We start from the raw sequence: 11,847 nt of genomic DNA, 5'->3' as shown, positions 1-11,847 counted from the left end.
AAAATATCGCGATCGCGACCTTCGGCCGCTCAAAAAGAAGAACCCCTCCAGAAAGATGGGGTTCGTCAGCAATCTGACCCGCTAAAAGCGGGTAGAGAATGGGGTGATGGCACATCGATAAAATAGAAAAGACTATTACTTAGACATCACCCTTTAATAGTAGTCTATGATCAGAGGTAAGCAAGGTTTCAAGGAAAAACTTGATCCTATCACGACGAAATGTCGACGGTGTTAACTTATTATTTAGCTTAGTGAGAATAACCTATACTACTATGACCTCTCCCCGGAAGGATCGGACATTGTACCGTTTCATCCTATGCCTGAATCACAGCATAGATAGGTACTCCCCCATGATTTAAGGAGAACACTATGACAAAGATTGCGCTAGAAAGTTCTTTTTTTGAAGTGGATATCGTCGATATCGAAATCATTGAACTCTATTCCTATCGCCTTTATGACGAGCAGAATGAAGAAGCCCTTCAGGCACTGTCCGTGACTATCGTCAATAACCTATTGATGAAACTCCTTAACGCCACTGGGTAATTTTTCTCCAAAATAAGTCAGTTCGATTCAGCGTATCGACCGTTCGCCGCAGATTGCCTTATTGTGTTTAAGAGGCTCTCGCCCTACGCCCTGTATAAGGGTTAACCTCTACTCTATCTCCTGTACATCGACTCATTGTCAATCAACATAGTTTTCTTAACGTGACTTCGCTTCCTTACCTCGGCATGAACTAAGCATTCTAGTCAAAAGCGGCTACGCTTACAGAATGCGACACTTTTTGGGTATTAATAATGGAAGAGAGAAAAAACGAAAAACACTACGATCAACATCAGCAACATACCGACCATAATGACGATGAAAACGAGCTTCCTTCTCAAGCCATGGCCACCCATGAACTGATCCGTGAAGAGGGGGCGAAAGAACTCGAGCGTGATATCTGGGCACTTTTATGTTCAGCGATAGCAGCAGGACTGTCGATGAGTGCTTCATTTCTGGCAAAAGGCGTTTTTCATGCTGAAATCGGCCACCTTCCAGGAGGGATACTGATTGAGAGCATCGGCTATACCTTCGGTTTTATTATTGTCATTATGGCCCACCAGCAGCTCTTTACAGAAAATACCATTACCCCTGTCTTATCTGTTATGCAAAAGCCGACGGCTAACAATCTGATCCTGCTGATGAGATTATGGGCGGTCGTCTTATTGGGTAATCTAATCGGCACCGCGATTGCCGCCTGGGCATTTGGTTATATGCCGGTGTTTGATCCTGCCATTCAGCAAGCCTTTCACGATATTGGTATGAAAGTGATGGCCAATAGCCCTACGCAGATGTTTGCAAAAGCAGTTATCTCCGGGTGGATTGTCGCAACGATGGTGTGGATGCTACCTTCTGCAGGTAATACCAAAATTTTAGTGATCTTTGCCATGACTTGGCTTATCGCCGTCGCTGATACGACTCATATCGTGGTAGGCACCATTGAAATCCTTTACTTGGTATTCACTGGTGCCATTCCGTGGCAGGAGTTTATTTGGCCTTTTGCAATTCCTACTTTACTGGGGAATATCTGTGGGGGAACCTTTATCTTTGCCCTGCTCAGCCATGCACAAATTCGTATGGATATGCAAAAAGACTCATCGGTCACTGTCGAAAAATCCTCGTAACGCCGATGTCACTGCTCAGCCTCTACACTGGGCAGTGACATAAACACGGCCACTAACGTAATAACCCCGCCACAACGGGGAGTCAGTCACCGACTTCCTGCGACATTTATCTCTCTACAGTGACGCTTAACCGGCCATAAGTAGTGGGTACGTCGAGCTATCATGGGTTTATCAGCGGATATAACTGAAAATGATAAGAGCCAAGGGCCATGCTGAACAATCATTTAAGCGACTTTGCCCCATCGGGACCCCATAAATTAAAAGCGTTCAACATATAGACATACTAATCAGTGAATTAACGCTCCTACACCGACATATTCATCACTTCATTGTAAGCAGCAATCATCTTATTACGTACTTGCACACCGAGTTGTAGAGAGACTGTGGCTTTTTGTACTGACACCATTAGCTCATCGATTCCAGCCCCACTCTCCCCTAACTCAACACGTCGAATTTGTTGGTCAGCGTGCTCTTGGTAGTGATTAATTGAATCAAACATAGATGAAAAAACATCGGAAAAAGCGGGGCTGTTTGTCTCAAAAGGTTTCTCATGGGCTAGCATCGTTGTCGTCAGGGATGACGGAATGGGTGAGGTACTTATCATAGTGAGTCTCCTTTTCTACTCGTTTATGAGCATGACTGTAGCATGCTAATAAATGCTTAAATCTAAAAATTAGCCATGAAAACACGCCATCATTACGCTATTACTTCCTACGAGAACTCAAATAATAAGGGTGATTAATAGTCATTATTTATTTGTGTCGATGAGGAGAATCATGTGCTGTCACATCACGCCAAGTGTTGGGCTATGTTAGGAGTGTCTGCATGAGCACTGCCACCATGCCAATCACCTTACGGAGTAAGCTCCAACCCTTTCTTGCTCTATTACGCCAGCAACAAAAGGCGGTACTCATCGTATCGGCCGCGTTCTCGATTGCGGTGATCACCGCCCTCGCCCTCTGGGCACGCAGCCCAGACTATCGAACGCTTTATAGCTCTCTTTCAGAAGCCGAAGGGGGCAACATCATTAGCGTATTAGCTAAAATGAACGTGCCCTATCAGCTCGATAGCCATACCGGCGATATTCGTGTTCCGAGTCAACAAGTTCGTGAATTACGTTTACACCTCGCAAGCCAAGGTCTACCGAAAAGCAGCACTAGCGGGTTTGAGCTGTTGGATGATGAGAAGTTTGGGCTAAGCCAATTTAACGAGCAAATCAACTATCAGCGAGCATTATCCGGAGAGTTATCTCGCACCATTGAAACCTTAGATCCTGTCATCAGCGCCCGGGTACACCTAGCAATTCCCCGGCCGAGTGTCTTTGTTCGTGATAAATCCCGCCCCAGTGCAGCAGTGACCCTAAAGCTCCAGCCGGGGCGAGTGCTCGATGCCTCACAAATTAATGCGATTGTGCATCTTATTGCCAGTAGTGTGCCAGGTATGAGCACCGACCAGGTCACGGTCGTCAATCAAGCCGGAGAATTATTGTCTGGGGTTGGCTTGGCAGCCCAAACGCAGAGTACGACTCAGTTAAACTACACACAACGTGTCGAAAAGAGCATTCAACAGCGTATTGAACAACTACTGCGACCGATGCTCGGTCAGCATAATCTTCGTGCTCAAGTTACCGCAGAGATCAATTTCGATCGCCAAGAACAAACTGACGAACGCTATCAGCCAAATAACGATAGCAAACAACAATCAATTCGTTCCGCACAACGTAGCCAAAGTGAGCTCAATCAGCAGACAGCCCAAGGTGTTCCGGGTGCATTATCCAATCAACCCGCACCTGCTGCCCAAGCTGCCATCACCGATGAAAAAACAACTCACGCAAAATCTAAAGACGCGACAGCGACGGCGAAAGCATCGCCCTTACAAGTTAATAGTGAGAGTACCGTTAACTATGAACTCGATAAAACCGTTCGCCATACCCAGTTAAGCACAGGAGGAATCAAGCGTTTATCGGTAGCCGTCATCGTTAACTATCAAGAAAATGAACAAGGCAAAGAAGAGCCGCTTTCAACAGAGCAAATCGAACAAATTACCGGGCTTGTTAAGCAAGCGATGGGCTATTCAGCCGAACGTGGCGATAGCATCAATGTGGTTAATACCCGCTTTACGGCTAATGAGTTAGACGATGATGCGGGACCTTGGTGGCAACAACCAAACCTGATATCGCTAGCCCTTCAAGCCTTACGCTGGTTGGTAGTGATCATTATTGCCACCGTGCTCTATCGTAAAATGATTGCCCCAGCATTACGCCAGCTTCAACAAGCAATAAGCCCACCCGTCATTGAACCGGCGGCAGAAAAGGCGCCCACTGACCCGACTATCAATGAGGTGGCACGCAAAGCACAATTACGGATTAACGCCGAACAGATGAGCCAACGTATTCGAGCAATGTCAGAAAATGAACCACAAGTCGTCGCCTTAGTGATCCGTGATTGGATGGGGAGTGAACTATGAAAATGACCGGCACAGAGCGAAGCGCCGTATTAATGATGACGCTGGGTGAAGAACGCGCGGCAGAGGTGTTCAAACACCTTAACCAGCGGGAAGTCCAGCACTTGGGCAGTGCGATGGCGACAACACGTCAAGTTTCTCATCAACAACTGACCCATGTCCTACAACAATTTGAGCAAGATGCCGAACAGTATGCGGCGCTCTCAATTAACTCTAATGATTACCTGCGTAGCGTACTGGTGAAGGCTCTTGGCGAGGAGCGTGCCAGTAGCTTGCTTGAGGATTTACTCGAAACCCGAGATACCACTTCCGGAATGGATACCTTAAACCTGATGGATCCCCCTTCCGCCGCCGATCTCATTCGCGAGGAGCACCCACAGATTATCGCCACCATTTTGGTCCATTTAAAGCGTTCACAGGCCGCCGATATCCTCGCCCAATTTGATGAACGACTACGCCAAGATGTCATGCTACGTATTGCGACCTTTGGGGGGGTACAACCTGCGGCACTCGCCGAACTCACGGAAGTTCTCAATAATCTTCTTGATGGTCAAAATATTAAGCGGGCGAAAATGGGCGGTATCCGCACTGCCGCAGAGATCCTCAACTTAATGAAATCTCAGCAAGAAGAAACCATTATCGATGCCGTACGCGCGTTCGATGGCGACCTCGCACAGAAAATTATTGACGAAATGTTCCTGTTTGAGAACTTGGTGGACGTGGACGATCGCAGCATACAGCGCCTTTTACAAGAGATCGATGCCGAACAATTACTTATCGCGCTTAAAGGTGCCGATAACGCGCTTCGTGATAAATTCTTAAATAACATGTCAACGCGAGCTGCCGATATCTTACGTGATGACCTTATTAATCGAGGCCCTGTCCGTCTCTCCGATGTCGAAACGGCACAAAAAGGTATTCTTCTTATCGTTAGACGTCTGGCAGAAAGTGGGGATATGGTAATTGGAGGCGCAGATGAAGCCTATGTCTAAACATGACGCAGAGATTGCATGGCAAAAATGGCAGCCACAACACTTTGATGATGCTAAACATGAAGTCGTAGCGGTTCCGGCAGATCCCTTACCGATTAATGAAACGGAGCCTGTACCGGTACGCGATCACCAACAAGAGTTAGAAGCATTTCGGGCCTCTATACGTGAACAAGCCTGGCAAGAGGGGTATAGCGCAGGGAAGGCACAAGGAGAACATGAGGGGTATCAAGCGGGGCTTTTGCAAGCCGAACAAGCGGCGAGCTTGACCCAAAAAGAGAGGTTAGCCCCGCTTGAGAACCTTGTTCAGCAACTGACTCTCTCCTTCGACCTCCTTGAAGAAACGGTCAGTCAGCGTCTCATTCAATTAGCTTTAGAAATTGCCCACCAGCTTATTGGCGACGAAGTAAACCACGACTCGCGAGTGGTGTTAACGCAAGTCAAACAGTTATTGGCGCAAGAAGCCCTATTAACCGGTAAATTAACATTAACACTTAACCCACAAGATCTCAGTTCCCTTGAGGAATACTTATCAACATTAGACGATCATCCACGCTGGGAAGTGGTGGCGGATAATTGCTTACCCCGTGGCGATTGCCGCTTAGTAAGCGAGGAAGGCGAACTCGAAAGTGCCCTCTCAACCCGTTGGCAAGCACTCTGTGAACGCGCACAGCAGGGAGCATTCTAATGATTGCATTACGTCGATGGATGGCCCACTTAGCGCGTTTTGAACAGAGCCTAGACACATCCTTAGCCCCTCGCCATTATGGCTATTTGACGCGTGCCACGGGCCTTGTTCTACAAGCCAGTGGCCTACAATTACCGCTAGGTAGCCTTTGTTGGATTGAGCGTGAACACGGCAGTACGGTCAAAAAATGCGAAGCGCAAGTGGTCGGTTTTAAAGATAATCAGCTTTTTTTAATGCCGCTTGAAGCACTCGAAGGTCTTCGTCCGGGGTGTCGTGTCTACCAAGCACAGGGAAGCTCAGGCCGCTTACCCTTAGGGCCAACTTTACTTGGACGAGTGGTGGATAGCTGTGGCCGTCCTTTGGATGAATATCCCTTGTTCAGCACCGATCAGGGTGAACTGACAACATCGCCGCTCAATCCCTTACAGCGTCAGCCCATTGACCAAGTGCTGGATACAGGAGTACGGGCAATTAATGGCCTACTTTCCGTTGGCCGTGGTCAACGAATGGGACTATTCGCAGGTTCAGGGGTAGGAAAAAGTGTCCTGCTCGGCATGATGGCACGTTATACCAGTGCAGAGGTGATTGTCGTCGGATTAATTGGTGAACGGGGTCGTGAGGTTAAAGATTTTATCCACCATATTCTGGGCAAGGAAGGATTAGCGCGTGCGGTGGTCGTTGCAGCTCCAGCAGATGTTTCACCTCTGCTTCGCTTGCAAGGTGCCACTTATGCGACGCGTATCGCCGAAGATTTTCGTGACCGTGGCCATAATGTGCTGCTGATCATGGACTCGCTCACGCGCTATGCCATGGCACAGCGCGAGATTGCCCTAGCAATTGGTGAACCCCCCGCGACCAAAGGCTACCCACCGTCAGTATTTGCCCAACTTCCGGCATTAGTGGAACGGGCGGGAAATAGCGACAGCCGCAATGGATCAATCACTGCTTTCTATACCGTATTAACAGAGGGAGATGATCAGCAAGATCCGATTGCCGATGCGGCACGCGCTATCCTTGATGGTCATATTGTCCTCTCTCGACAACTGGCTGAAGCGGGCCATTATCCCGCGATTGATATTGAAGCCTCAATCAGTCGAGTCATGCACGACATTGTTTCACCAGAGCAACTTCACCATGCACGAGAGTGCAAACGGCTACTCGCCCTCTATCAACGTAACCAAGATTTAATCAGCGTAGGCGCTTATACCGCCGGTAGTGATCCGCAATTAGATCGCGCAATAGAACGTTACCCAGATATTTGTCGTTATCTACAACAAGAGATTACCGAGCGTTGTGATTACGCCGAAGCCTGTACCGAACTTGCCACGCTTATTTCGTCGACGGAGAATCACTAATGGGACATAAAAATGTATTAGAAGTGTTGCGAGACCGTGCTACACATCGGTTGGATGCGGTCGCACAACAACTGGCGACCTTACACCATGAGCATCAACATGCCGTGCAACAACAGCAATTACTTTACCACTACCAAAAAGATTACCAGCTTTTGCTGAGCCATGAATCGCAAGGGGGAATTTACGCTTATCGGCGTGAGAATTATCACTCATTTCTTGAGACTGTCGCGAATGCGCTCGTGGCACAATCCACTGCCCTAAATACCCTCGAACAACAGCAACAGCAACTTCTTGGTGATTGGCAACAGTCGCGCAAAAAACTTAACGCATTACAGGTATTGATTGAACGGCGAGCGCAGCGAGACACGCTATGCGACTTTCGCGCCCAACAAAAAGCCAACGATGAATTTGCCAACCGCCGTTTTCAAGGAGCAGAATAATGGCCCTAAACCTACTCCCCGTCCTCACTCTGCCTGGGAAAAACTCAGCCTCTCTCCCCACTTCCAGTGAGGATGATCTTTCTTCCCTTACCGCGATACAGACCACAGTATCATTTGCCGATCTATTACGTTCCCCCGCAACAATACCGGCAGAGACCGAAAAAACCATCAAAGAGAGCGTACTCCCCGATAGCGCAGAAAGCGCTATCCCTTCACCCGACACACCGCTGCTGACTCTCGCAAATCTCGCCGTACCGGAGAGTGATCCAACGCTAATTACCCCTTCGTCAGAAGAACTAAGCGCTTCCCCCATCTCACCGCGCGATATTGCCGCCCAACAACTGCATGTGATCACTACACAAGTCTCAACGTCGCCGATAAAAAAAGTCTCGCTAACCGCTGAATCGCAGAGTCCCGCGATGCATCAACGGGCTCAGGACGAAACATCCTTATCGATATCCACCTTGGCCAAGGCACCCAATACTGTACAATCAAGCCTAATCACCGCGCCGTTGACGGCTGAACAGTCTTCATTCAGCGAGAGAGCCGCTTCGCAACCAGCGCCCACCCCCTCACACATTTTCACGCCTGCTCAAACAGCCTCGATACTTGAGCGACCAACACTTAGCAGTCAAGAACTGCGAGCGCCCTTAGGCTCAAGCCAATGGATACGCGATCTCTCACAGCAATTTATCTTTCATAAGCCGGGGGTGCAGACCCTTCATTTAACCCTGCATCCCAAAGAGCTCGGTGACGTAAAAATGTCATTAACCGTGCATAACGCGCACGCGGAGTTAATGATGTTATCTAATCATGGGCAAGTCAGAGCCGCGTTAGAGGCCGCCATACCACAATTGCGTCAAGCATTAGCCGATAATGGAATTCAATTAACTCACAGCCAAGTCGGTCAAGAGACTACTTACCAATCGCCGTCACACTCTGACGCTCATCAATCTCCCACCTCACCCCAAGAGAGAGAGGAAACAGTATCCAAAGACGTTGATAATGCGATAAAAAAAGCCGAATGTTTAGCGCCACTCCGGCGTGAAGGCAGTCACATTTCACTTCTGGTCTAACCGCGGGCTCAGTCGGTCAAAGACTGAGCCAATTCTCTGAATATTTGTCAAAAAACCCTTTGTTCCGTCGATTGGCGCTTTCTCAAGGTTGAGATAATCAGTGCCACAATATTTTTCGTTATTACAAGGATAGAGGGACTCATGTCGACCACACCCGAAACACCCAAAAAAACGTCCCGTAAATGGATCATTCTTCTTATTATTATTGTACTGATTGCATGCGGTGTCGCCGGTTATGCGCTATGGATGATACGTGGGCTATCATCCGCATCCCCGGCATCCACCACGGCGCCTGCGACCGCAGAAGTCACCGTCCCCCACCCCCTCTTTTTCCCGCTAGAACCTTTTACCGTTAATTTGGTAGATCGTGCTTCGCAAGAAGAGCGTGTGCTTTATGTCGGTTTTACGCTACGACTCACAGACACGCAAACCCAAGAACGCCTGATGAAATATTTACCAGAAGTGAGAAACCGTATTCTGCTGCTATTAAGTCATCAACAACAAGATGTCCTACAAACTGAAGAAGGAAAAACCGCGTTAGCCGCGCAGATCCGAACAGCATTAAATAGCCCTTTTGCTCAAGGATTACCTGAGCAAAATATTGCGGATATTCTCTACAACACCTTTATCTTGAGATAGTGACTATGGCTGATACCAGTTTATCCCAAGCAGAGATTGACCAATTACTTAACGGTGACTCAGGCAAAACGGAAACCTTAAACGAGAAAAGCTCGCTAGATACTGTCCGTGATTACGATCCGACGACACAACGGCGTATTGTGCGTGAGCGTTTGCAAGCGCTCGAAATTATCAATGAACGCTTTGCTCGACAATTTCGCATGGCGGTTTTCAATTTACTCCGCCGTAGCCCAGATATCACCGTCGAATCGATTGATATTCAACCCTATCAAGAATTCGCACGGAACATGCCGGTGCCAACTAACCTGAATCTGTTACATATGAAGCCGTTACGCGGTACGGCATTAATCGTTTTTTCACCCAGTTTAGTGTTTATTGTGGTTGATAATCTATTCGGGGGTGATGGACGCTTTCCCACAAAAGTGGAAGGTCGTGAATTTACCTATACCGAACAACGCGTTATTCGCCGTTTACTGGGATTAGCACTGGATAATTATCAAGAGGCTTGGCAGGCCATCTATCCACTGACCATGGAATATGTCCGCTCAGAGATGCAGGTGAAATTTACCAATATCACCACCTCTCCCAATGACATAGTGATCAACACGACCTTTCAAGTTGAGATCAATAATTTAGTCGGGCATTTCAATATCTGTATCCCTTTTTCCATGATCGAACCGTTGCGCGAACTATTGGTCAATCCTCCCTTAGAGAATAGTCAGCAAGAAGATTGTCTGTGGCGTGAAAATTTAGTCTCAGAAGTACAACAATCGCCATTAGAAGTCACCGCACGACTGACCGAGCGCACAATTACCTTACGACAACTGATGGGATTAAAGGTCGGCGATGTATTAGCCATAGAGCCTCCTGACCCGATAATCGCCACCGTCGATAATGTCCCGGTTTTTACTGCCTCTCACGGTATTTATCGCGACCATTATGCACTCAGTGTTAACCAATTAATCACGCCATTGCTCTCAACACTACAAGAAGGAACTTCCCATGAGTGAATCGCCATCCACCACAGAAACTAATGAATTAAACGACGATCCTTGGGCACAAGCGCTTACTGAACAACAACTCAGTGAAGAGGAGACCTTAGCGCAAACCCCGCCTACCTCCGTCCTCCCCGAGATGACTGAACCGGCGGATCCGCTGCAAGATATTAATTTGATTATGGATATCCCTATCCAACTTACCGTGGAATTAGGGCGAACACGGATGACGATCAAAGAACTGTTACGTCTCACACAAGGCTCGATCGTCCCCTTAGAAGGATTGGCGGGAGAACCCCTGGATATTTTGATTAATCATTACCTTATCGCACAAGGAGAAGTGGTCGTGGTCAATGATAATTATGGTGTCAGGATCACTGACATTATTACCCCCTCTGAGCGTATGCGCCGTTTAAGTCGATAATAAAATGATGCCTGTTTCAAGTCTTTTACCGCTGGCCGAGACGTCCGCCAGCCAGATGATCCTACACTCCAGCGCGGCGTTATGCGTCGTCATTACGCTGCTGTTCGCTATGAAAAAAATATTAAAATCTCTTACTCGCGGTGGCCGAAATAGGTCACCGCACCTGCTCGCTATTCAAGAAACCTTGGTCCTGGGGCCTCGTGAACGCCTTATGGTTGCCAAGATTGGTGAACAACACATTGTTATTGGCGTCACCCCTCACGCTATTCATCCTCTGTGTACACTCGACCCTTCGGTGGCCACACAAAAGACCGAGCCTTCCTCTGCTTTCGCTGCACAATTCGCACAGCTTTATGCAAGGAAAACACCATGAATTATGCAATTCGTCTCGCGGTTTTGGTCGCAACCTTAACCCCTCTATTCCCCCATCAAGCCGTAGCACAAGCTCAGCATACTTTATTCAATATGGATAAAGATTGGTCGTTGCCCGTACAAACCTTAATATTTATTGGGGCGCTCAGTTTTATCCCTGCCGCCCTACTGTTAATGACCAGTTTTACTCGATTAATCATTGTTTTTGGCCTGCTACGTAATGCGTTGGGCACCGCGGCAGCTCCCCCTAATCAGGTCATTATCGGCCTATCGTTATTTCTGACATGGTTTATCATGGGGCCCACTTTCGATCGAATTTGGCAAGAAGCGTGTATCCCCTACCAACAACAAACCGTCACCTTCGTCGAGGCGGTTGAGCGGGGTAAGAAACCGCTCATGGAATTTATGCTACATCAGACTCGGGAAGCGGACTTGGCGCTATTCACCCGCCTTGCCCATCTACCCGATCCCGAAACTGCTTCTGCTGTCCCCTTTCGGGTACTGGTGCCGGCCTATGTAACCAGTGAATTGAAAACCGCCTTTCAAATCGGTTTTACCCTATTTATTCCTTTCTTAATCATCGATCTTCTCGTCGCTAGTACCTTAATGGCTTTAGGGATGATGATGGTTCCTCCCGCTACCTTAGCGCTGCCCTTTAAATTAATGCTGTTTGTCATGGCCGATGGCTGGCAACTATTGATAGGTTCACTGGCGCAGAGCTTTATTAGTTAAGTTACGAGGT

At 48.0% G+C, this 11,847-nt stretch carries 14 protein-coding genes; 13 read left to right on the top strand and 1 reads right to left on the bottom strand.

The genetic code is table 11. The annotated features are described in order from the left end of the window. Positions 1 to 369 precede the first annotated feature (369 nt). Together HGT73_RS13270 and HGT73_RS13265 are read left to right on the top strand one after the other, a co-directional pair. Positions 370 to 543, top strand: coding sequence for a hypothetical protein (locus HGT73_RS13270; protein ID WP_214215740.1), 174 nt, complete (start codon positions 370 to 372; stop codon positions 541 to 543). A 251-nt stretch (positions 544 to 794) separates the two neighbouring features. Continuing rightward, positions 795 to 1,664: a formate/nitrite transporter family protein gene (locus HGT73_RS13265; protein ID WP_214215739.1), complete on the top strand. Its 870-nt coding sequence runs from the start codon at positions 795 to 797 to the stop codon at positions 1,662 to 1,664. A 304-nt stretch (positions 1,665 to 1,968) separates the two neighbouring features. On the opposite strand, the gene fliE is transcribed toward HGT73_RS13265, so the two are convergent. Continuing rightward, a complete protein-coding gene (gene fliE, locus HGT73_RS13260; RefSeq protein ID WP_214215738.1) occupies positions 1,969 to 2,268 on the bottom strand; it encodes a flagellar hook-basal body complex protein FliE in 300 nt (99 codons plus the stop codon). A 221-nt stretch (positions 2,269 to 2,489) separates the two neighbouring features. Here fliE and fliF point away from each other — a divergent pair, with 221 nt between their 5' ends. The 11 genes from fliF to fliP all read left to right on the top strand — a co-directional run bounded on the left by fliF (position 2,490) and on the right by fliP (position 11,837). After that, positions 2,490 to 4,130: a flagellar basal-body MS-ring/collar protein FliF gene (gene fliF, locus HGT73_RS13255; protein ID WP_214215737.1), complete on the top strand. Its 1,641-nt coding sequence runs from the start codon at positions 2,490 to 2,492 to the stop codon at positions 4,128 to 4,130. Then, on the top strand, positions 4,127 to 5,119 hold the full coding sequence (gene fliG / locus HGT73_RS13250) for a flagellar motor switch protein FliG (protein WP_214215736.1): 993 nt from the start codon (positions 4,127 to 4,129) through the stop codon (positions 5,117 to 5,119). The genes fliF and fliG overlap by 4 nt, the downstream gene beginning before the upstream one ends. Then, positions 5,112 to 5,804 (top strand): flagellar assembly protein FliH, encoded by a 693-nt coding sequence (locus tag HGT73_RS13245; protein WP_214215735.1) that lies wholly within the window; start codon positions 5,112 to 5,114, stop codon positions 5,802 to 5,804. The genes fliG and HGT73_RS13245 overlap by 8 nt, the downstream gene beginning before the upstream one ends. Next, positions 5,804 to 7,159, top strand: a complete 1,356-nt coding sequence (fliI, locus tag HGT73_RS13240; RefSeq protein ID WP_407073168.1) for a flagellar protein export ATPase FliI — start codon at positions 5,804 to 5,806, stop codon at positions 7,157 to 7,159. Before HGT73_RS13245 ends, fliI begins: the two co-directional genes overlap by 1 nt. Beyond that, positions 7,159 to 7,599: a flagellar export protein FliJ gene (gene fliJ, locus HGT73_RS13235; protein ID WP_214215734.1), complete on the top strand. Its 441-nt coding sequence runs from the start codon at positions 7,159 to 7,161 to the stop codon at positions 7,597 to 7,599. The genes fliI and fliJ overlap by 1 nt, the downstream gene beginning before the upstream one ends. After that, positions 7,599 to 8,675 (top strand): flagellar hook-length control protein FliK, encoded by a 1,077-nt coding sequence (locus HGT73_RS13230; RefSeq protein WP_214215733.1) that lies wholly within the window; start codon positions 7,599 to 7,601, stop codon positions 8,673 to 8,675. The genes fliJ and HGT73_RS13230 overlap by 1 nt, the downstream gene beginning before the upstream one ends. A gap of 141 nt (positions 8,676 to 8,816) precedes the next feature. Further along, entirely contained in the window at positions 8,817 to 9,314 is a 498-nt protein-coding gene (gene fliL / locus HGT73_RS13225; RefSeq protein WP_214215732.1) for a flagellar basal body-associated protein FliL, read from the top strand. A gap of 5 nt (positions 9,315 to 9,319) precedes the next feature. Beyond that, complete coding sequence (gene fliM, locus HGT73_RS13220) at positions 9,320 to 10,324, top strand: flagellar motor switch protein FliM (RefSeq protein WP_214215731.1); 1,005 nt, start codon at positions 9,320 to 9,322, stop codon at positions 10,322 to 10,324. Next, the gene (gene fliN, locus HGT73_RS13215) at positions 10,317 to 10,733 is read left to right on the top strand and encodes a flagellar motor switch protein FliN (protein ID WP_214215730.1); all 417 of its coding nucleotides are present in this window, start codon (positions 10,317 to 10,319) and stop codon (positions 10,731 to 10,733) included. The genes fliM and fliN overlap by 8 nt, the downstream gene beginning before the upstream one ends. 4 nt (positions 10,734 to 10,737) lie before the next feature. Continuing rightward, complete coding sequence (locus HGT73_RS13210) at positions 10,738 to 11,106, top strand: FliO/MopB family protein (RefSeq protein WP_214215729.1); 369 nt, start codon at positions 10,738 to 10,740, stop codon at positions 11,104 to 11,106. After that, positions 11,103 to 11,837: a flagellar type III secretion system pore protein FliP gene (gene fliP / locus HGT73_RS13205; protein ID WP_214215728.1), complete on the top strand. Its 735-nt coding sequence runs from the start codon at positions 11,103 to 11,105 to the stop codon at positions 11,835 to 11,837. The genes HGT73_RS13210 and fliP overlap by 4 nt, the downstream gene beginning before the upstream one ends. Positions 11,838 to 11,847 lie beyond the last annotated feature (10 nt).

The sequence above is a fragment of the Rosenbergiella australiborealis genome (assembly GCF_018494035.1).
In the GTDB taxonomy this organism is placed as follows: Bacteria; Pseudomonadota; Gammaproteobacteria; order Enterobacterales; family Enterobacteriaceae; genus Rosenbergiella; species Rosenbergiella australiborealis.
This window is presented reverse-complemented; position numbering and strand designations above follow the sequence as displayed.